The organism is Mannheimia sp., assembly GCF_056854775.1.
Genome location: NZ_JBXGGI010000073.1, coordinates 1 through 23,051 on the forward strand (window position 1 = coordinate 1; position 23,051 = coordinate 23,051).

Below are 23,051 nucleotides of genomic sequence, written 5' to 3' on the forward strand. Positions count from 1 at the left end.
TCTTCAATATTGATGTCGCCAGAAGCTGCGGTAATTTCAGTGCGACGTTCATCGTTAAAGGTGGTTTTCACTAATTCTAACTCTTCACGGATCACTTCCATTAAGCGTTCCGGACTGGTTAAAATGTATAATAATTCGCCAATTTCTGTGAGTAATTCTTTGTACTCTTCAACGATTTTTTCGTGTTCTAAGCCGGTTAAGCGGTGTAAGCGTAACTCTAAAATCGCACGGGCTTGAGCTTCTGATAAATAGTATTGACCATCACGCACGCCTAAATTTTCCGGTAAATCTTCCGGACGAGAGGCATCTACACCTGCTGCCTCTAACATTGGAGCCACGTTACCCAATGCCCAAGGACGAGCCAATAAGCCTTCACGGGCATCTTCTGCGGTTTTTGAGGCACGGATTAATTCGATAACCGGGTCGATATTCGCCAACGCAATCGCTAAACCTTCTAAAATATGGGCACGTTCACGGGCTTTACGTAATTCAAAAATCGTACGGCGAGTTACCACTTCACGGCGGTGTTTGACAAAGGCTTCAATAATTTGGTGTAAATTCAAGACTTTTGGCTGACCGTTATCCAACGCCACCATATTGATACCAAAAGTAACCTGCATTTGGGTTAGAGAGTAAAGGTGATTTAACACCACTTCGCCCACTGCATCACGTTTGATTTCAATAACAATCGAGATACCTTTTTTGTCTGAATAGTCATCAATTCGGCTGATGCCTTCGATTTTTTTGTCTTTTACTAATTCAGCAATTTTTTCAATGAGCTTGGCTTTATTAACTTGGTAAGGCAACTCAGTTACTATAATTTGCTCACGCCCTTTGTCGGTGCTTTCAACACTGGCTTTCGCACGCACATAAACCTTGCCACGCCCTGTGCGGTATGCTTCTTCAATCCCTTTGCGACCGTTGATAATTGCCCCGGTTGGGAAATCCGGACCCGGAATATAGTGCATTAGCTCTTCAACGCTAATATTTTCATTATCAATGTACGCTAAGCAACCATCTAACACTTCGCCTAAATTATGAGGCGGAATATTGGTTGCCATACCTACCGCAATCCCCGATGAACCGTTTACTAACAAGGCTGGAATTTTGGTTGGAAGTACGTCAGGAATCATCTCTTTGCCGTCATAGTTCGGCGAGAAATCGACCGTTTCTTTATCCAAATCGGTTAATAATTCCTGCGTAATTTTTTGCATACGCACTTCGGTATAACGCATCGCCGCCGGTGCATCACCGTCAATTGAGCCGAAGTTACCTTGCCCGTCCACCAACATATAACGCAATGAGAAAGGTTGAGCCATACGCACAATGGTGTCATACACCGCAGAATCACCGTGCGGGTGATATTTACCGATTACATCACCCACCACACGGGCTGATTTAACGTGCGGTTTGTTATAGGTGTTGCTGTTTTGATCCATTGAGAAAAGTACACGGCGGTGCACCGGCTTTAAACCGTCTCGCACATCAGGTAATGCACGCCCTACGATGACCGACATCGCATAATCAAGGTAAGAGGTTTTTAACTCGTCCTCAATACTTACGGGAATAATATCTTTGGCTAATTCGCTCATTGAAATTTCCTAATTTGATAGTAAAGAATTGCCCAAACTCAGGCGAAAAATTGGGTAAGATTATAGCATAAAAAGTGTTAAAAAGGGCGTACAAGCGGTTATTTTCTTGCAGTAAATCGCGGATTTGCCGGCATTCTTAATGCAATTCGCTCACGATTGGCGGCTAATGCGGTTGCGGTTGGCTCATAATCTAGCCAAAGCGAAGGATCTTGTGGTAAATCATCTGCCCAAAAATATTGCACGTTAAAGCCTCTTGCCAAGCACTCCTCGTGCAGAGCATCATAACGTTTTTTCAAAAAAGCGAGTTTATTGAAGAAAAAACGCACATGCCCCTCACCTAATTTATAATCTTCCGGCTGACCTTTTAGGTTGAATTTCCCTTTCGCTACCGCATTAGGGATACGAGTCAATTCACGGTGTTCGGCTAGTAAATGTTGATCGCACAATTCCTCTGGTGGTACAAGGTTTATCCTTGTCATTTTAATTTTCCTTTTAGGCTAAATGCGTTATAGTAACGCCTTAAATTTACCATAGGAACAGCTTATGCAAAATGTCGATCAGCAAGAAATCACAAAATTTGAAAAAATGGCACAGACTTGGTGGGATCCAAACGGCAGTTTCAAACCGATTCACCTGCTTAATCCGCTACGTTTGTCTTATATTTTAGAAAAATCGAACGGGCTATTTGGCAAAAAAGTGTTAGATGTCGGCTGTGGCGGCGGTATTTTAAGTGAGGTAATGGCAAAACAAGGGGCGATGGTAACAGGTATTGATATGACTACCGAACCGCTTGAAATTGCTAAACAGCACGCTAAAGAAAGCGGTTTAGAGATTGATTACCAACAAACCACGATTGAAAATTTTTTGGAAAAAATGACCGCTTGCAATGCAGAAAAATTTGATGTGATAACTTGTATGGAAATGCTGGAACACGTTCCAGATCCGCTTTCGATTATCCAAAGCTGCAAAGCCTTATTAAAGCCCGATGGTATTTTGTTTTTCTCCACCATCAACCGTACCTTTAAAGCCTATATGCTTGTGATTATCGGGGCGGAATATGTGCTGAAAATGCTGCCAAAAGGCACACACGAATTTGAGAAATTTATCAAACCGGCGGAACTATTAGCGTGGTGCGATCAAGCCAATTTGCGTTGCACTGAAATGAAAGGCTACCATTTCAACCCATTAACTGAAAAATTCTGGCTGAACAATGATGTGAGCTGTAATTATATCGCTACACTCAACATCAATAATTAACTTGCAAAATAGAACGAAATCTTTACTATACACCACTTGATTTCTTAGGCTTTTTTATATGATGACAGACGATATTCAACAAAAATCAGAGAAAAAAATCACTTATAATTTCAATAAGTTACAAAAACGTTTACGCCGCAATGTGGGTAATGCGATTGCCGATTTTGGTATGATTGAAGAGGGCGACCGTGTGATGGTGTGCCTTTCCGGAGGTAAAGACAGCTACACATTATTAGATATTCTATTAAACCTGCAACAAAGTGCTCCGGTAAATTTCAGCATTGTTGCCGTAAACTTAGACCAAAAACAGCCCGGCTTTCCGGAAGATGTTCTCCCAAGCTATTTAGAAAGTATTGGCGTGGAATATAAAATTGTGGAAGAAAACACCTACGGCATCGTAAAAGAGAAAATTCCGGAAGGCAAAACCACCTGTTCGCTCTGCTCTCGCCTACGCCGTGGTATTTTATACCGCACCGCTACCGAGCTTGGCGCAACGAAAATCGCACTCGGGCACCACCGTGATGATATGCTGGCAACTCTATTCTTAAATATGTTCTACGGCGGCAAAATGAAAAGTATGCCACCGAAACTGATTTCTGATGACGGCAAGCAAATCGTGATTCGCCCACTTGCTTACTGCAAAGAAAAAGACATCATCAAATATGCCGAGGCAAAACAGTTCCCGATTATTCCGTGCAATCTCTGCGGCTCACAGCCAAATTTACAACGCCAAGTGGTAAAAGAGATGTTGAACACTTGGGATCGCCAATATCCGGGCAGATTAGAAACGATGTTCAGTGCCTTGCAAGATATTGTGCCATCGCACTTATGCGACCCGAAATTGTTCGATTTCAAAGGCATTAAACACGGACAGATGATTGAAGGTGTTGAAGGCGACACCGCTTTCGATAATATCAAAATTGAAAGCAAAACTTTCTTAGATGAAGATGACGACAATAATTTTACCGATGCAGGCGTGATTCAATTTAAAGCAGTAAACTAAATCTCAAGCGGTCAAATTTTCAGGAAACTTTGCAAATCTTCCCTAAAAAAGCACCCTATCAGATTATCCTGATAGGGTGTTGATGGAGAGTTCTCCATTCGATGACAAGGAAATGTCTATGAAAAAAACAATAAATAAATCAATTTGAACTTACATTTTTTAAGAAAATTTGGCGTGGAGAAGTAAGTCCTAATTTTTCTGCCTCATTCACTAAATTCATCGCTCTGTTAATATCTTTCGCTTTAATTGCTTTCATTACCGCCTGATTAAAATAGGCTTCCGTATCTTTATCAACTGCTGTTTTTACTGCAACCGGATTTTCTTTTAGTGGCATCTGTGCAACCGTTTTACCTACCGGAGTTGCCGCTTTATTTGAGTTGAAAATTTCAGTCGGTAAACCGATAAATTTTGTACCGTTTGAGCCGGAAACATTAATGTGAATTTGCCCTTTTAAACTATGTGCCACTTCAATATCGTTAATTGCCGGTGGTTGTTTACCTGTTGCTTTTGCATAAGTTTTTGCCGGGTGTGGCATCATCGTAGTTTTGGCTAAATCTTGCTGCGTAGTATAAATGAGCAAATAAATATACTCTTGGTTCATTGCCGGTGTTAAATTAAGTTCTGCCCCTAAACGACTGCCTTTTAGCCCTCGTTCTTCTAATAATTTAAATTCAGAAGAAGGGTATGTTGCCGCCACATTAAAGTGGCTATCTAATACTACAGCAGTTGGTACAAAAACATTTTTGTCCATCACCGGGCTTTCAATTTCAATTTCCAATGTCCCTTGATTTGCCGGAATACGATAGGCAGCAATTGGACTGGCAATACCGGCAAACGAAGCGGTAAATGCTTGTTTATGCTGTTCATTTAATTCTGTTTTTACAGTTTGCGAGAATGGCACATCTTGCCATTGAATTTGAGCTAATTCAGACGAGTTAATATGAATAGGTTTAACTGCCAAATTATTTGCCATACTCGGAGATGCCACAAAAAGATGAGCGAATAATATTGCTGTTGAAAGAAGTGTTTTTTTCATATTAACCTCTAAAAATTGTGAAAAATGATAATGTGATTAAATTGTGGGTAGGTTACCGCCCTACCCACATAACTGTTTGATGATTACCACCAAGCTTCAAATTGAACACCGGTGATAAACTCGCCGTCTTTGGCTTTGTAGCCTGCATCAGTACGAGCTTTGGTGTTGAATTTATCATTCCAATGTGCGTAGGTACCAAACACACGGATTGCAGGACGAGCCCAAATGCTGTTACCTGCTTGCCACTGTTGTGCAATGGTATATTTCACTAAATCATTTTTCTTGCCTGTTGCTTGATCTTTAATGCGATCATAACCAACTTCTAATAATGTGCTCATTGTATCGTTCCATTTGTACATTGGGCGAATACCGGCAGAGTACCAAGTTTTACCTTGTTTATTATCTAGTTTTGTTTTTTCGTAGATTAAGGCATACATTACTTCAACTTTATCACTCGCTTGCACTACCCCTTGGTTGATTAAACGAAGCATATTGCCTTTATTATCTGCTTTCGAACCCTGTGCGTGCCCATTATTCCAAGAAGTCATAGAGTCGGTTGCATATTGTGCAGTAAATTTATTGAAACCACCAAAGAAGTTACCTTGAGTGTATTCCGCTGTTACCATATAACCGTTTTTGGTCGCTTTTTCATTATTGAGTTTAGTACCATCTTTAGTATGAGCATTGCCATAATCAAAGCCTAACTCTAATGAGCCGTCTTTCCAAAGTTCAATACCTGCTAAGCGAACATCAAAAATGTCGTTATATACATCTTTTTTCGCATCGCGGTTATTTACATACGCTTTTTTAGCATAGTCATAGTAATAAGAGAATGCACCGTCTTTCTCTGTATCACGAGTTACCGCTAAAGAGAGTTTTCCGAAGCCTAAATCAACATTTTCAACCCCAGCACCCGGACCTGAAATATCCCAATAGTAGAAGTCGTTCATATGAACATCGTGGCGTTGGTAAAAACGTTTACCAGCCCATAAGGTTGCACCCGGTAAGCTATCGGCAAAGTTTTTGAATTGTACGTTTAATTCACGTAATGCCGGACTGGTTTCTGTCCAGTCGTTGTTGTGAAGCGTACCGCCATAAGCAAGGTTAGTATCAAAATAGATGGATTTCTCACCACTTTTGAATAATTCCTGACCTAATTTCAATTCTGCATAGGTATCAGATTCGTTACCTAAACGGTATTTTGAACTACCACCATTAACAGTAAATGCCGATTGTTCACCACCACCGGATGTCCAACCGATACCTGAACGAGCGTAACCGTGAAAATCGACCGCTGATGCACTGGCTGCGAACATTGCACCGCTGATTGCAACTGCTAAGACTGTTTTTTTCATAATAGAACCTCTCTTAAGATTTGATTTTACTTAGGTTAAGTATTAATTGATTAGAAGATTGAAAATATCTCCTAAAATCAGTAATAAGCTGAAATTGTTATACCCCTTTTTCAACAAACAAACGTTTGCAAGCTGTACCGTCTTCCTTAAATAAATGGCAACGTTCAGGCAAAATGCCGATATTCATATCGTCGCCTTCATTGACTAATACCACATCATTTTGACGATAAATTAAGGTTGGTTGTTTGATTTCAGGGATCTCTAGGTGGATTTGTGTTTCATTTCCAAGCAATTCCACTACTTGCACAATACCGTGTAAGGTTACTTGAGTTTGATCCGAAGGAAGTAAATGCTCTGGGCGAATACCTAAAGATAGGTTATCTCCAACATTTACTCCTTCTCCGGAAACCGGAATCCAAAAATTATGGTGATTTGCATCAGGTAATTCTATTTTTACTCGTTCCGCCTCTACATCAATAACTTTTACCGGTAAAAAGTTCATTTTAGGTGAACCGATAAACCCTGCTACAAAACGGTTTGCCGGATAATGATAAAGTTCTAACGGCTTGCCTACTTGAGCGATACCGCCAGCATTTAATACCACGATTTTGTCTGCTAATGTCATTGCTTCAACTTGATCGTGGGTAACGTAAATCATAGTACGGTTTAATTTTTTATGTAATTTGGAAATTTCTACCCGCATTTGCACACGCAATGCTGCATCAAGATTGGAAAGTGGCTCATCAAGTAAAAATACTTCCGGTTGGGAAACTAGCGTTCTACCAATGGCAACCCGTTGGCGTTGCCCACCGGAAAGTGCTTTAGGTTTGCGGTCTAGTAAGTGAGCAAGTTGTAAAATTTCGGCAACTTGATTAACTCGTTGCTCCCGTTCTGCTTTACTCACACCTGCCAGCTTTAATCCAAAAGACATATTCTCAGCAACATCTAAATGCGGGTAGAGGGCATAGGATTGAAACACCATACCGATACCACGTTTTGAAGGCTCTATTTCATTCATCAGCTTTCCACCGATATAGAGTTCTCCTGTCGTAATATCTTCTAAACCTGCTATCATTCGTAATAGCGTGGATTTACCACAACCTGACGGACCAACGAAAACAACGAACTCTCCTTCGTTAATTTCTAAATTAATATCTTTAGAAATATGAACATCACCATAGGATTTTCCCACATTACGCAATGATACATTCGCCATAATTAAACCTCTTTTTTGCTTTTGCTTGTGGTTTGAATTTAGGCTGAATGGTCGCCTTTTTATCTAAAGAAGAAATCATCCTAGAATACTTTTTTTTAGGGTTAGAGCCTTAATTACGTAAAGAACGCCCATTTAAAGAAATTTAATAAATTTTGTGATCAAGCTCTCATTTTTAACGCCTGTTTTTGTGAATCAGATCACAAAATGATGAAAAATGTTACTTAGATCATACTTTTAGTCTGGGGGGCGTAGAGCAAAGGGTGATCTCAAATAGATTCTATAGCCCATAATTTGCCATAATTTAATAAATGGGTTGTTTATATCCGTTTCTTTTATTTAACTTCAAGGAGTTTTTTATGAAAAACAAATGTGCCAAATTCACCTTAGCTACTCTTGCTACTTTAGTTCTTTCTGGAACAGTAATGGCAAAAATGACGGAAGGTAAACTCGTTATTTGGATTAATGGTGATAAAGGTTATAACGGGCTTGCTGAAGTCGGTAAGAAATTTGAAAAAGATACCGGTGTTCAAGTGTTAGTCGAACATCCGGATAGACTTGAAGAAAAATTTGCACAAGTTGCCTCAACTGGTGATGGTCCGGATATTATGTTCTGGGCTCACGACCGTTTCGGTGGCTATGCACAATCAGGTTTATTGGCTGAAGTGAACGTAAGCAAAGAATTTAAAGATAAATTTGTCGATTTTGCTTGGGATGCAGAAACCTACAATGGAAAAATTATCGGTTATCCGGTTGCGATTGAAGCTATTTCGTTAATTTATAATAAAGATTTAGTTAAAGAAGCTCCTAAATCTTGGGAAGAAATTATTGAGTTAGATAAAAAACTCAAAAAAGACGGCAAAAATGCAATTATGTGGAACTTATCCGAACCATATTTCACTTGGCCAATTGCAGCTTCAAACGGAGCATACGCATTTAAATTTGCTAACGGCAAATACGATCCAAAAGATATTGGTGTGAATAATGAAGGTGCAGTAAAAGCATTACAGTTTGTAGTGGATATGGTGAAAAATAAACATATTAGTGCCGATATGGATTACGCTGTTGCTGAAGCATCCTTTAATAAAGGACAAAGTGCATTAACCATCAATGGTCCTTGGTCTTGGGGCAATATTGATAAAAGCGGTATTAAATATGGTGTAACTTTACTGCCGACATTAAACGGTCAAGCCTCTAAACCATTCGTAGGGGTATTAAGTGCTGGTGTAAACAGCTCAAGCCCAAACAAAGATTTAGCTAAAGAATTCTTAGAGAATTACTTACTCACCGATGACGGTTTAGACGCAGTCAATAAAGATAAACCTTTAGGTGCAGTGGCGTTAAAATCTTACCAAGAAAAATTAGCCGCTGATCCTCGTATCGCAGCAACAATGGCAAATGCGAAAAACGGCGAAATTATGCCAAATATCCCGCAAATGTCTTCTTTCTGGTATGCCGAAAAATCTGCTATCAATAATGCAGTAACCGGTCGCCAATCAGTGAAAGAAGCATTAGATGATGCACATTCACGCATTCAAAAACAACAATAATTATTCATCATTCAGGGTGGGTTATATAACCCACTCTATTTTTAAATCCACCCTAAGTACAGTAAATATGCAGTAAAAATTCGAGGTGCTGTTATGCTAACTCAAACTCAATCCAAACCCACCCATTGGCTCAAATATCTCTTAGCTGGATTAGTCTTGCTCCTTGACTTCTATCTTGTTGTATTAATGTACTCACAAGGTGAATATCTTTTTGCTATTTTAACACTGATTATTCTGACCTCCGGTGTCTATATTTTTACCAATAAAAATGCCTATGCTTGGCGTTATGTTTACCCGGGTATTACCGGAATGGCAATTTTCATTTTGTTTCCGCTGATTGCTACCATTGCAATTGCGTTTACCAATTATAGTGGTTCTAATCAATTATCCTTTGAACGAGCCGTATCTGTTTTGACAGAACAACGTTATTTCGCCGGAGATAAATACCAATTCACACTTTATCCACACGCAGATAATCAATACCGCATCGCATTAACAAATCCGGCAACCGAGCAAACTTTTGTGTCAGATCCTGTTTCATTAACTACCGGAACGAATGTGGTTGTTACTGAGCAAAGTATACCAAATGGAGATGTTGCTCCTCTTAAAGTGATTACGCAAAATCGGGCTGCACTTCAGTCAATGAAAGTTGTATTACCAAATAATAATGAACTGACAATGAGTTCATTACGCCAATTTTCAGAACAAAAACCACGCTATCAATTTGATGAAGAGAGTAAAATATTATTCAATAATGAGACAGGCAAACGTTATCAAGCAAATGACGAAACCGGCTTCTTCCAAGCTATTGATGAAAACGGTAATTGGCAAAGTGAAACGCTTGAGCCTGGTTATACTGTTACATCTGGCTTTAATAACTTCATTAAAATTTTTACCGATGAAGGTATTCAAAAACCTTTTATACAAATATTTATTTGGACGGTAATCTTCTCTTTATTAACCGTAGTCTTTACCGTTATTCTCGGTATGGTACTTGCCTGCCTAGTACAATGGGAGGCATTAAAAGGTAAAGCGATATATCGTGTCTTATTGATTTTACCTTATGCGGTGCCATCGTTTATTTCTATTCTGATTTTTAAAGGGTTATTCAACCAAAGTTTTGGTGAAATCAATATGATTTTAAACCAACTGTTCGGCATCAGCCCTGAATGGTTTAACGATCCGCTGCTTGCTAAAGTGATGATTCTGATTGTGAATACCTGGCTAGGTTATCCTTATATGATGATTTTATGTATGGGATTACTCAAAGCTATTCCATCTGATTTATATGAAGCTTCCGCAATGGATGGAGCCTCCACTTGGCAAAATTTCAGCAAAATCACGTTCCCATTACTGTTAAAACCGCTTACTCCGTTAATGATTGCTTCATTTGCATTTAACTTTAACAACTTTGTATTAATTCAATTATTAACAAATGGTCGCCCGGATATGATTGGAACCACCACCCCTGCCGGTTATACCGATTTATTAGTCAGCTATACTTACCGTATTGCCTTTGAAGGAAGTGGTACGCAAGATTTCGGCTTAGCAGCCGCTATCGCAACGATTATTTTCTTATTAGTCGGTGGCTTAGCACTCTTAAATATCAAAGCAACCAAAATGGAATTATAAAAGTGGTAGGGATTTAACAATCCCTGACCCAAACTAACTTCAGGAGTTATATATGGCAATTGTTCAATCTAAATCTGTGCGTTATCGTGTATGGGCAACCCATTTCTTTTTAATTTGTTTCCTTGCCTTAATTATTTTCCCTTTATTGATGGTTATTGGTATCTCATTACGACCGGGAAATCTGGCTATCGGTGATATTATTCCAAGCCAAATTTCGTGGGAGCATTGGCAGGCAGCATTAGGCTTTGACGTAACACATTCTGACGGCACGGTAACACCTCCACCGTTCCCTGTGCTACGCTGGTTATGGAACTCTATCAAAGTAGCAACAATTACTTCTATCGGTATTGTAACCTTATCAACAACCTGTGCTTATGCATTTGCCCGAATGAAATTTAAAGGCAAAAAAACTATTCTACAAGGTATGCTAATATTCCAAATGTTCCCAGCAGTGCTTTCCTTAGTTGCCTTATATGCGTTGTTTGATCGTCTTGGGCAGTATGTACCGTTTCTTGGCTTAAACACACACGGTGGCGTAATTTTTGCTTATTTAGGCGGAATTGCCTTACACGTTTGGACAATAAAAGGCTACTTTGAAACCATTGACGGCTCGCTGGAAGAAGCAGCATCTCTTGACGGTGCAACTCCGTGGCAAGCGTTCCGATTAATCTTATTACCGCTTTCCGTACCAATTTTAGCGGTAGTATTCATTCTTTCATTCATTGCTGCTATTACAGAGGTACCGGTTGCCTCACTCTTATTACGTGATGTAAACAGCTACACCCTAGCCGTTGGTATGCAACAATATCTCTATCCGCAAAATTACTTATGGGGTGATTTTGCAGCCGCAGCGGTCTTATCTGCGATTCCGATTACACTCGTCTTCTTATTGGCACAACGCTGGCTAATCGGTGGCTTAACTGCCGGCGGTGTGAAAGGCTAGTTTGCAAAAAATTCTCAAAAAACGACCGCTTGTCAAGTTGATACTGCGGTCGTCATTTATAGAGGTGTCTATGAAAAATGCGTTACCTTATCTTTGCTTATTCTATACCTCAAGCCTTTTTGCCCAATCTTGGCAACATTCCCATTTTTCTGATTTTAACGATAATCTCGAAAAACAGTTGTTTCAATCCCAAGTGCAGTTAGAAAAAGGCAGTTATCCGCTTACGTTTAAATTTGGCGAACAATGTTATCAGCCACAACAAACGATAAAATTAAATCAATCGGTTACGTTAGTACCTTGTATGAATGATGCTCCTCAACTACGCCTATTTCGTCAAGGCAATTATATGGCACAAATTGATATGCGAGGTGGCACACCGACACTAAAAATCAGTGTAGAACAGCAACCACAACATAATGAATCTGTACTTCAAAGTTGCCCGAATTGGGACAAAAAACCGATTGAAATTGATGTTTCCTCTACTTTTTCCGAAGGAGAATCAGTGAGGGATTTCTATTCAGGAAACACTGCCATAGTTAAAAACGGCAAAGTTACCTTAATGCCTGACGAAAACGCAAGCGGTCTAATTTTGCTGGAAAAAAGCAACACCTCAAATAATGCGACCTTCGATTGGAAAAATGCTACTGTCTATTTCGTACTAACCGATAGATTCTATAACGGCGATCCCAGCAATGACCACAGCTACAACCGACAAAAAGACGGAATGCAAGAAATCGGCACGTTTCACGGCGGAGATCTAAAAGGCTTAACCTCAAAATTAGATTATCTACAGCAGCTAGGCGTCAATGTTTTATGGATTAGTTCCCCACTGGAGCAAATGCACGGCTGGGTTGGCGGTGGTGATAAAGGCGATTTTCCGCATTATGGATATCACGGTTACTACCATTTGGATTGGACAAAATTAGATGCCAATATGGGCACTGAGGACGATTTAAGCCATTTTGTTCAACAAGCCCATCAACGTGGCATTCGAGTACTGTTTGATGTGGTGATGAACCATACCGGCTATGCTACGCTTGCGGATATGCAGGAATTTAACTTTGGTGGATTTTACCTAAAACCGGAGGAAATCAATCACACATTAGGCGAAAAATGGACACATTGGAAACCTAAATCAGGACAAAACTGGCACAGCTTTAACGATTTTATTCGCTTTAATGATAATCAGGCTTGGCAAAATTGGTGGGGAAAAGCGTGGGTTCGTGCCGATATTGCCGATTACGACAGCCCTAAATTTGATGATTTAAAAAGGTCGCTCTCCGCCCTTCCGGATCTAAAAACCGAGAGTGAACAAGCGGTCCAATTACCTGAATTTTTTGCAAATAAAAATACCAATGCCAAAGTATTGCCAAATGCTAAAGTTCGTGATTATTTAATCAGTTGGTTATCGGATTGGGTGCGAAAATATGGAATTGACGGCTTTCGGGTTGATACCGCCAAACACGTGGAAAAATCAACGTGGCTGGCATTAAAACAATCCGCTCAACAAGCTTTAAACGAATGGCAACAAGCTAATCCCCAAGCCAGCTTTAATGATAACTTTTGGATGACAGGAGAGGCTTGGGGACACGGCGTGTTCAAAAGTGATTATTATCAAAACGGCTTTGATGCAATGATCAACTTCGATTTTCAAGATCAGGCTAAAAAAGGACTAAATTGCTTTGCCCATATTGAACCGGTTTATGGTGAAATGAGCCGTAAATTAAGCGACTTCAATGTGCTGAGCTATTTATCTTCACACGATACAAGATTATTCTTCCATTCTGATAGTGAACAAAATATCGAAAAACAAAAAATTGCCGCTAATTTACTGTTGCTTTCTCCCGGTGCTGTGCAAATCTACTATGGTGATGAGAGCGGACGAGAATTTGGAGCAACCGGTTCAGACCCGATACAAGGCACTCGTTCAGATATGAATTGGCAAGAGTTACGACAAAACGCTCAGAAGCAGGCGTTGTATCAACACTGGCAAAAGCTGGCACAATTCCGCCAACGTCATCCGGCTATTGGTGCCGGAGCTCACCGAACCATCAAAAATGACAGCTATTTTGCATTTAGCCGTCTACTGGATGAGGATAAAATTATGGCGATTTGGGTGGGAAATTAATCTTCCCCGTTAGGGGAAGAATCGAAGCCGATTAGGGGAATGTGGACGATATTGCAAAAAATCACAAAAAACAAACCGCTTGTTCCCCTGTGCGACTGAGATCAATTATACCCCATCAACATAAGCAGCTCTTTCGTATAGCTGATCGCTTCATTACGATTAGTAACACCGATTTTCTGATACAGATTTCGAATATGGGTTTTAATTGTGGTTGCTGCTACTTGCAATTCATCTGAAATTTGTTCATTGCTATACCCTGAATAAATCAAGCCTAGTACCTGCCATTCCCGCTGTGTTAATGGGCTAATTCTTAATAGCTCCGGTACTTTCGGATTTTTCAATAATTGATTCACAAAATTTTCATCAAAGTGTGCAAATTTTTGGCGATAAAATTGATTGATGTTGCGTAAAATAAATTGTGCTTTATGTAACACTAATTCATCCAGCACATTGAGTTGCAATAAATGGCGGATCTGTTGTGCCATCACATCTCCTTCAATCACAAAAGCACTGATAAAGTTTGTTTGCCGTGTCAGTTTTAGTGCCTGAATTAAGTCTTGCTGAGCTAATTCTTTCTCGCCTTGTAAAAAATAAAGCCTGTTACGAACAATTAATGCACGATTTAAATCACTGATCAAAGAAAATTTTTCAGCAGTTTCAATTAAATTATCTAAAATTACTTTCGCTTCAGTATATTCTTCAAGCAAGATTCGAGCCCGTGCAATATTACGCCATTGAATTTGAGTAAAATGGTTTTTATCGGAAATTGGTGATGGATTTTGAATCAACCAATTACGAGCAGACTGAATGTCATTTGTCATCTGCCAATAAAACATCCTCACTTGATCAGCATTCGCAATCCAGTCGTGGTGATAAGAGTGAGAATGCTCTAACTGCTCAACTTCACCTAATAAGCGAGCAGTGTTATCCAAATTGCCTCGAGCTAATGAAATTTTAGTGAGTAAGGTTAAGCATTGTAACTTGTCTTCAAATTTAGATAAGGCATTCATTCCGGCAACTGCCATCGACTCAGCTTTATCCAAGTTATACCATTCCCACAAAATTTTTCCCTTAGAACGTAGCAGGAATTCATACATCGGCACTTTTTGTAAGTGGTTTTCTTTTACGAAGTTACTTGCTTTATCTAGCATTTCATAGGCAGCTTGTGAAAAACCTTGAGCAAGCAAAATTTCAGATTGTTGAAGCTGCGACCATAAAATATTGTGGTAAGTATGGTGTTGGCGTGCCATACGCTCTGCTTTTTGTAACATTACTAACGCTTCTGCCAGATTGCCATGACAATGATGAGCTTCTCCAATAATTGAGGTGGCAACAATATGAGCGTAATAAGCATTTTCCGAGAGATCATTTAACGCTTCTGAGGCTAATTGAAGTGCCGTATTTTCATCACCGGAATTGATAGCAACCTGAGCCCGTAGTACATTGAATTCCGCATTGGCAGTTTTACTTAACTCAATCTTATTTTCCGTCAAAGCTCGAGAAAAATCTGCCAAAATACCGCCTACTTCACTATGGCGGTGCTGGCTTTGCACCAGCCAAGCTTTGAGTAAAACTAAATTAGTATGTTCGGTTAAATGTGCGTAATCCAAACAATTTAAACTCTCTTCCAATAATTTTAACTCACCTTGATGAAATACAGTCCACGCGTGCTTGCCTAAAATATTGAGCAATAATCTGGTATCCGATAACTGCATTGCATGATGCAGGGCTTCAGTTACATAACCTAATTGTAACCACGCATTCGCCGCTTTTTGATGCAATTGTGGCAGTTCAGCATACAACTCATTTTGACAGCATAAATTCAAAAAGGAAGCAAAAAGCGGATGGAATTTCCACCAACTATCATCACTGCTCTGCCATTTACTGTTTGCCATTTGTTGCAAAAATAAGCCTTGTTTTTCAAGAGATTCTAATTTAGTTCGACTATTCTGCTCTCCGGTAACCGCTTGCACCAACGATTCATTCATTGAGTGTAATATGGAACAACGCAAAATAAACAACCTGGTTTCTTCATCTACTTTATTGAGCACTTCATCAGCTAAATATTCGTTGATATGAAAATGATTCGACTTGGCTAAGCGTTTGGCAATATCTTGCAGTGGCACTTGTAGTGTATGCGATTTATTTTTCGCAAAAAGGCTAATTAACTGAAGAGCCGTTGGCCAACCTTCAACTTCGTTACAAAGTGCGATAGCATCTTGCTGATTTAACTCTGAACCTAATCTTGCTTGAAAAAACGCAGTACTTTCTTGGTGATCAAACATAAGTTGGTTAATATCGATTTCCAACAATTGTTCTTGTACTCTTAAACTTGCAATACTTAACGGCGGAATAGATCGAGAAATCAAGATAAGCGTCATATTAGATGGCTGATGTTTAATCCAATATTTTAATGCATCATGAATTTCATCATTTTCAATAATATGATAATCATCAATAGCAAGATAGAAATGTTCCGAAAACGCTGCTGCTTTAATCAATAATTGATTAAATAAAGCTAATAAATTAGCTTTGCGATTTTCCTCTAACAATACATCTATTTCTTCATTAATTGCAGAATGCAAGGCAGCACTAAAATAAGCAGCAAAACGATCCGAATTATTATCGCCTTCATCTAACGCATACCAGCCGATATTCTTTTTATCTTCAATCCATTGGGAAACCAGTGTGGTTTTGCCATAACCTGCCGGTGCATTTATTAATACAACCGGATAACTGCAAGATTTGTCTAATTCTTGAATTAAACGTTTTCTAGGGATGCTGTTTTGTAATCGAAAAGAACAAACAAGTTTTGATGGTATTAACATAATAAATTCTATTTTCCCTCATAACAAAATGGGGATGATATATCCTCCATTTATGTTCTAACTACTTCCTAATAATCATACCACACAAGGTGATTATAAGGATGATTTGATTTTATTCGGATTTCACATAATAGCGGTGTTCATTTTTAACTGGGGGTTTCCTATGACATTTAATTCTATTGTAGAAAAATACTGTCGCTACTTTGATGTGGCAGATCCAAAACACTTCACCTTACAGCAATGGTACCAAGTCGTTGCAGAAGGTTCCCTTGAACTTATTTATAGTCAGCCTGCAACTAAACCGACAGAATCACGCCACGTAAACTATCTTTCGATGGAATTTTTAATCGGTCGTTTAACCGGCAATAATTTAATGAATTTAGGATATTACGAACAAATTCGTGAATATCTTAAACAATATCAAGTTGAATTAGTAGATGTTTTAGAGCAAGAGCGTGATCCGGCATTGGGAAATGGCGGATTAGGTCGTCTTGCTGCCTGTTTTTTAGACTCAATGGCAACTGTTGGACAAAATGCGACCGGCTACGGGCTTCACTATCAATACGGTCTATTCAAACAAAGCTTTAAAGAGGGAATGCAAAAAGAAGCTCCGGATACTTGGGCTCGTGATAGCTACCCTTGGCATCGTTTTAATCCATCTAAAACCCGTCATATCGGGTTTGGTGGAAAAATCAAACAAATTCAAGCTGATCAATATGAGTGGCAACCTAAATTAACAATTCAAGGTAAAGCATTTGATTTGCCAATCGTAGGTTACAAAAATAATATCATTCAACCGCTGCGTTTATGGCAGGCAGATAGTGATCAATCTTTTGATTTTGATGCTTTTAATGACGGTAAATTCTTAACCGCAGATAAAACTATTGTCAATGCAGCCGCACTTACGCAAGTACTTTACCCAAATGATAACCATAAAGCAGGGCAAAAATTACGCTTAATGCAACAATACTTCCATTGTGCCTGCTCTGTGGCAGATATTTTAGATCTCCACCTCAGCGAAGGTTATCCGTTAGAAGATTTGGCTAAACGCCAAGTAATCCAATTGAATGATACTCACCCAACACTCGCTATACCTGAATTAATGCGTGTACTGTTAGATGATCACCAATTCACTTGGGAGCAAGCTTGGGATATTTGCTCAAATACCTTTGCTTACACAAACCACACCTTATTACCTGAAGCTCTTGAGCAATGGGATCAACGCCTATTTAAGCAATTATTACCTCGCCATTATCAAATTGTGGAAAAAATTAACAATATTTTCCACGACCAAGTACGGGCGGAATTTGGCGATGATGCCAAAATTTGGGAAAAATTAGCCGTACTATTTGACTATCGTGTGCGTATGGCGAACCTTTGCGTTGTTACCTGTTTCCGTGTAAACGGTGTTGCGGAAATTCACTCGGATCTATTAGTAACTGACTTATTCCCGGAATATCACCGATTGTTCCCAACAAAATTCTGTAATGTTACTAACGGCATCACACCTCGTCGTTGGATTAGACAAGCAAACCCACAATTAAGTGATTTATTGGATCGTACCTTAAAACAAGATTGGACACACGATCTGGAATTATTAAAAGGCGTTGAAAAATATGTTGATGACACCGGCTTCCGTGAAGAATATCAACTTATTAAACGTAACAATAAAGTGGTTTTAGCAAATGAAATCCATAAAACACTAGGATTAAATGTCAATCCAAGTGCGATTTTTGATGTACAAATCAAGCGTTTCCACGAATATAAACGCCAACATTTAAATTTATTAAATATTATTGCGACCTATCAGTCGCTAAAAGCTAACCCAAACCAAGATTACACTCCACGTGTATTCCTATTCTCAGGCAAAGCGGCACCGGGTTATTATTTAGCAAAAAATATTATTCACGCCATTAACAATGTGGCAGATATTATCAATAACGATAAACAAGTGAATGATAAACTACAAGTGGTATTCCTACCGGATTATCGAGTCAGCCTTGCGGAAAAAATTATTCCCGCAGCCGATGTTTCAGAGCAGATATCAATGGCAGGAAAAGAAGCCTCCGGTACCGGTAATATGAAATTGGCACTTAACGGTGCATTAACATTAGGTACACTAGATGGAGCCAATGTGGAAATTGCCGAGATGGTGGGTGAGGAAAATGTCTTTATCTTCGGACATACCGTAGAAAGCGTGCGGGAACTATTAGCAAAAGGTTATCAGCCTAAAACCTATTACAATCAAGATCCGATTCTGAAAAATGCGGTTGATTTCTTAGCCAAAGGGAAAGCCTCCCACGGCAATAAAGAAACATTCAAACTAATGTTAGACAGCCTGCTAGAACGCGATCCGTTCCTAGTCTTTGCCGATTTTGACAGCTACCGCCAAACACAAGAGAAAATTGGTATAGCCTATTTAGATCAAGAAGCTTGGCTACGTAGTGCGATTTTAAATACTGCCCGTTTAGGTACGTTTAGCTCAGACCGCTCAATTAAAGATTATCAACAACGTATTTGGTTGAATAGATAATAACTTCGGGCGACTTCTTCTCAACAGGAAGTCGCCTATTTTCTGTTGTATTTCATATATATTTGATATGTGGAGAAAAATGATGAAAATAACTACCAAACAATATCATCGGGCAGGTATTATGCCCTATTTTTTCGATGAACGTGGTGTAAAAAAATCAGCGTCTGAAAAAATAAAATATACTTTATTCAAAACATTTAACGGCAATATTCAAGTAAGCACTACACCAATTCCTGCTGTCAAAATTTTTTATCAGCACCAACCCTGTTTTTTACCTTTCCATTTAGCCGATAAAAAAAATCCATTAACCGGCAATTGGCAGCTCCAACTAGAAAGCTCAAGCCAAATTATTTCCGGTAAAATTAAAGCTCGGGGAATTACATTACCTCAAGACTTACCTTTAGGTTATCACCAATTACAACTAAACACGGTAGATAAAACCTTTAATTGCACGATTATTATCGCTCCAGAGCGTTGCTATCAACCTCAAGCCGTGCTTGAACAAAAAAAATTATGGGGAACATTTCTACAACTTTACACCTTAAAATCAGCCAACAACTGGGGAATCGGTGATTTTGGCGATTTAAAAAACTTCATCCAACAAATTGCACCTTACCAAGCAGATTTTATTGGTTTGAATCCGATTCACTCGCTTTTTCCGGCAAACCCTAATTCTGCAAGCCCATACAGCCCATCCTCTCGCCGATGGCTGAATATTGCTTACATTGATGTCAATCAGTTGGTAGAATTTCAACAAAGCGATGAAGCTCAAACTTGGTTTCATTCCGCTGAAATCCAGCAACAGTTATCTCAATTACGCAATCAAGACTGGTTAAATTACGATCAAATCATTCCGTTAAAATTGAAAGGGCTACGCTTTGCTTTTGCAAAATTCCAGCAAAATATGACCGCTTGTTCCGACTCAGCCTTCACTGAATTTGTACAAAAAGGTGGTGAGAGTCTACAAGTTCAAGCTACATTTGATGCTCTTCATCAATATTTATCCACACAATTTGCGGACCAATGGGGCTGGGATTTTTGGGCGAAAGCATACCAAGATTACCATTCTGCTGCCGTACAACAATTTAGAGAAACACATAAAGCAGACGTGGAATTTTACCTTTGGTTGCAATTCATTGCCGATCAGCAATTAGCCGAATGTGATGCAATTTGCCGTCAGCAAAATATGAACATTGGTATGTATCGCGATCTCGCCGTTGGCGTCAGCCCCAACGGAGCAGAAACGTGGAATGACAAACAACTTTATTGTTTAAATGCGTCTGTCGGTGCTCCACCTGATGTATTAGGTCCACAAGGACAAAACTGGGGCTTAACCCCAATGAATCCACACGTGTTAAAACAACAAGCCTATCGCCCGTTTATTGAGCTGGTCAGAGCTAATATGAAGCATTGCGGAGCATTACGCCTTGACCATATTATGTCTTTATTACGATTATGGTGGATTCCAAAAGGCGACAGTGCAGTGAATGGTGCTTATATCCGTTATCCTGTTGATGATTTAATTGCTATTTTGGCACTTGAAAGCCAACGCCATCAATGCCTGATTATCGGTGAAGATTTAGGCACTGTGCCAAAAGAAATTGTCAGCAAACTCAAAAATGCAGGAATTCTGTCTTACAAAATCTTCTATTTTGAATTTGATGAACAAGGAAAAAGTCGCGACTTGCAACATTATCCTTACCAAGCTATGACAACATTAAGTACTCACGATTTACCAACCATCAATGGTTATTGGCGAGGATATGATTTTGAATTAGGCGAAAAATTCGGTGTGTATCCAAATGCGGATATTTTGACCATTCTCAAACAAGACCGAGTCAATGCCAAAGTCAAAATATTACAACGCTTACAAGAGAATAATGTGGTGATAGAACCTGAAATTAGCGAGCAACTTAATTCAGCGGTAAATACGCCATTTATTCACCGTTTGCAAACCTATGTCGCTAATGTAAGCAGCGGATTATTCGGCTTCCAACCTGAAGACTGGTTAGGAATGACCGAACCTGTTAATATTCCGGGAACTAGTACTCAATATGCCAACTGGCGACGTCGCTTGACCGTAAATATTGAAGATATTTTTGCTGATACCGCAATCCAAGCTTTATTGAGGGAAGTGAACAAAATCCGTAAAGAAAAATAACAAATACACAGTAAACAGAAAAAGGGGTAAAAGAATTTATTCTTTTACCCCTTCGTATATTAAGAAGAATACTACCCTGCAACCCAAAGCATTATCGCCAGCACTTGTGGCAACATTATGCGTAGAAACATTACAAGTGGGTAAACAGTAGCATAAGAAAGAGCAGCTGCACCGTTGCCTTCTTTGATTTCGTTAGCGAATGCGAGAGCCGGTGGGTCAGTCATTGAGCCGGCGAGTAATCCACAAAGACTTAGGTAATTCATTTTGGCGTAAATTCTGGCAATCAATCCTGTAATCATAAGTGGGAAGAATGTGATGATTGCACCAAAGAGAATCCACTCCATACCTTCACTACTGAGTAATGTTTCAAGGAATCGCCCACCGGATTTTAAACCAACAACGGCAAGAAAGAGTACAATCCCGATTTCACGTAAAGCAAGGTTCGCACTTGGTGGCATAAACCAGTAGAGTTTACGAATACTACCAATTCTTGCCAAAATAAGGGCAACCACAAGCGGTCCTCCAGCTAAACCAAGTTTTAATGCAACAGGAAAGCCCGGTAGATAAATTGGGAGAGAACCTAGCAATACACCTAATCCAATCCCAATAAAAATCGGCAACATTTGGACTTGTTGTAATTTTGATTGTGCATTGCCGATAATCGTCATTACCATTTCAATATCTGCTTGGCGACCGACTAAATTCAACACATCACCAAATTGCAGTGTCATATCGCCTGTTGGGACTAACTCTACTCCGGCACGGTTGAGGCGTGAAATAACCACATCATATTTGCCTTTCAACATTAATTGGCGAATCTGCTTACCAAACACTTTTTCGTTAGTAACTACTGCTCGTTCGGAACGATAAATTGTGCCTTTTGTAGAAACAGATACGTCTGCGACTTCGCCTAAAATAATTTGCATTTTATGTAGCGATGCTTGATCGCCAACTAAATGTAATATATCGCCAACTTGTAATACCGTATCTACTCGGGGAATAGAAAGCTCCTCACCTCTTTTTAAACGAGAGTAGGAAACTTCGTGCAAATCAAAATCAGGTAATTGATTAAGTGTTAAACCGTTAATATTAGGATTTGTTAAACGCACATTTAAAGTGCTGAGTTGTTCTTTACCTTGATTTTGGGCTTGGTTAAAAGTTTCCGCTTCTTTATCAATATTAACTTTTAAGATGATACGAATTAACCACATTGTCAGCAAAATACCGATAATCCCAAACGGATAAGCAATGGCATAACTCATCCCCATAATTTCGGTTACACTCCCTCCACTTAGTTCAGCAAGCACTTGTTGCCCTGCCCCTAGAGAAGGTGTGTTAGTAACTGCTCCCGAGAAAATACCTAAAATCACAGGTAGAGGAATACTGAACAATTTATGAATAAGAACAACAAAAACCCCACTAAGTAACACAATCAAAACGGCAAAGCCATTGAGCTTTAAGCCTGAATGTTTAAGAGAAGCAAAGAACCCTGGACCAACTTGAATACCTATTGAGTAAACAAATAAAATTAAACCGAATTCTTGAATAAAGTGGAGAGTATGGGCATCAAGTTTAACACCAAATTGTGCCATAAAATGGGACACCAATAACCCGCCAAATAACACGCCACCGATGCCTAAGCCAACGCCTCTAATTTTGATATGACCCATCCATAAACCAAGCACTGCCACTAAAGATAATAAACTGACAGTAAGTGCAATTTCGCTCATAACAGCCTCTATCTAATACGAAATACCTCAAAAATGGTAGTTAATTCTAGCAAATCTCAAAAATCAAAAATGAGATCTATATCAAAAAAA

General features: G+C 39.3%; 15 protein-coding genes. 8 read left to right on the forward strand and 7 right to left on the reverse strand.

All coding sequences use genetic code 11. From position 1 onward, the window contains the following. Together ACJHV0_RS05405 and ACJHV0_RS05410 are read right to left on the reverse strand one after the other, a co-directional pair. A partial coding sequence (locus ACJHV0_RS05405) for a DNA topoisomerase (ATP-hydrolyzing) (protein ID WP_483133595.1) occupies positions 1 to 1,592 on the reverse strand: 1,592 nt, incomplete at its 3' end. A gap of 98 nt (positions 1,593 to 1,690) precedes the next feature. Next, the gene (locus ACJHV0_RS05410; RefSeq protein ID WP_483133596.1) at positions 1,691 to 2,071 is read right to left on the reverse strand and encodes a pyrimidine dimer DNA glycosylase/endonuclease V; all 381 of its coding nucleotides are present in this window, start codon (positions 2,069 to 2,071) and stop codon (positions 1,691 to 1,693) included. 64 nt (positions 2,072 to 2,135) lie between these two features. Here ACJHV0_RS05410 and ubiG point away from each other — a divergent pair, with 64 nt between their 5' ends. Next, positions 2,136 to 2,849: a bifunctional 2-polyprenyl-6-hydroxyphenol methylase/3-demethylubiquinol 3-O-methyltransferase UbiG gene (gene ubiG, locus ACJHV0_RS05415; protein WP_483133597.1), complete on the forward strand. Its 714-nt coding sequence runs from the start codon at positions 2,136 to 2,138 to the stop codon at positions 2,847 to 2,849. 61 nt (positions 2,850 to 2,910) lie between these two features. Next, entirely contained in the window at positions 2,911 to 3,852 is a 942-nt protein-coding gene (gene ttcA, locus ACJHV0_RS05420) for a tRNA 2-thiocytidine(32) synthetase TtcA (protein WP_483133608.1), read from the forward strand. Positions 3,853 to 3,991: 139 nt separating this feature from the next. Here the strand turns inward: ttcA and malM are convergent, their stop codons facing one another. From malM to malK, 3 genes are all read right to left on the reverse strand, one after another. Then, on the reverse strand, positions 3,992 to 4,888 hold the full coding sequence (gene malM, locus ACJHV0_RS05425) for a maltose operon protein MalM (protein ID WP_283385578.1): 897 nt from the start codon (positions 4,886 to 4,888) through the stop codon (positions 3,992 to 3,994). Between the two features lie 83 nt (positions 4,889 to 4,971). Beyond that, a complete protein-coding gene (locus ACJHV0_RS05430; protein ID WP_334236123.1) occupies positions 4,972 to 6,243 on the reverse strand; it encodes a maltoporin in 1,272 nt (423 codons plus the stop codon). A 97-nt stretch (positions 6,244 to 6,340) separates the two neighbouring features. Continuing rightward, the gene (malK, locus tag ACJHV0_RS05435) at positions 6,341 to 7,459 is read right to left on the reverse strand and encodes a maltose/maltodextrin ABC transporter ATP-binding protein MalK (RefSeq protein WP_025235595.1); all 1,119 of its coding nucleotides are present in this window, start codon (positions 7,457 to 7,459) and stop codon (positions 6,341 to 6,343) included. Between the two features lie 356 nt (positions 7,460 to 7,815). On the opposite strand from malK, the gene malE reads away from it, so the two are divergent. From malE to ACJHV0_RS05455, 4 genes are all read left to right on the forward strand, one after another. Next, positions 7,816 to 9,006, forward strand: coding sequence for a maltose/maltodextrin ABC transporter substrate-binding protein MalE (malE, locus tag ACJHV0_RS05440; protein ID WP_025217810.1), 1,191 nt, complete (start codon positions 7,816 to 7,818; stop codon positions 9,004 to 9,006). 93 nt (positions 9,007 to 9,099) lie between these two features. Then, positions 9,100 to 10,638, forward strand: coding sequence for a maltose ABC transporter permease MalF (gene malF, locus ACJHV0_RS05445; protein ID WP_483133598.1), 1,539 nt, complete (start codon positions 9,100 to 9,102; stop codon positions 10,636 to 10,638). Positions 10,639 to 10,690: 52 nt separating this feature from the next. Further along, positions 10,691 to 11,581: a maltose ABC transporter permease MalG gene (malG, locus tag ACJHV0_RS05450; RefSeq protein WP_025217812.1), complete on the forward strand. Its 891-nt coding sequence runs from the start codon at positions 10,691 to 10,693 to the stop codon at positions 11,579 to 11,581. A gap of 70 nt (positions 11,582 to 11,651) precedes the next feature. After that, complete coding sequence (locus tag ACJHV0_RS05455; RefSeq protein ID WP_483133599.1) at positions 11,652 to 13,709, forward strand: alpha-amylase; 2,058 nt, start codon at positions 11,652 to 11,654, stop codon at positions 13,707 to 13,709. A gap of 101 nt (positions 13,710 to 13,810) precedes the next feature. Here ACJHV0_RS05455 and malT read toward each other — a convergent pair whose 3' ends face one another. Then, complete coding sequence (gene malT / locus ACJHV0_RS05460) at positions 13,811 to 16,537, reverse strand: HTH-type transcriptional regulator MalT (protein WP_483133600.1); 2,727 nt, start codon at positions 16,535 to 16,537, stop codon at positions 13,811 to 13,813. A gap of 163 nt (positions 16,538 to 16,700) precedes the next feature. Here malT and malP point away from each other — a divergent pair, with 163 nt between their 5' ends. Together malP and malQ are read left to right on the forward strand one after the other, a co-directional pair. Continuing rightward, positions 16,701 to 19,070, forward strand: coding sequence for a maltodextrin phosphorylase (malP, locus tag ACJHV0_RS05465; protein ID WP_483133601.1), 2,370 nt, complete (start codon positions 16,701 to 16,703; stop codon positions 19,068 to 19,070). 82 nt (positions 19,071 to 19,152) lie between these two features. Continuing rightward, positions 19,153 to 21,231, forward strand: coding sequence for a 4-alpha-glucanotransferase (gene malQ, locus ACJHV0_RS05470; RefSeq protein WP_483133609.1), 2,079 nt, complete (start codon positions 19,153 to 19,155; stop codon positions 21,229 to 21,231). A gap of 71 nt (positions 21,232 to 21,302) precedes the next feature. Here malQ and ACJHV0_RS05475 read toward each other — a convergent pair whose 3' ends face one another. Further along, positions 21,303 to 22,961, reverse strand: a complete 1,659-nt coding sequence (locus ACJHV0_RS05475; protein ID WP_483133602.1) for a putative transporter — start codon at positions 22,959 to 22,961, stop codon at positions 21,303 to 21,305. Positions 22,962 to 23,051 lie beyond the last annotated feature (90 nt).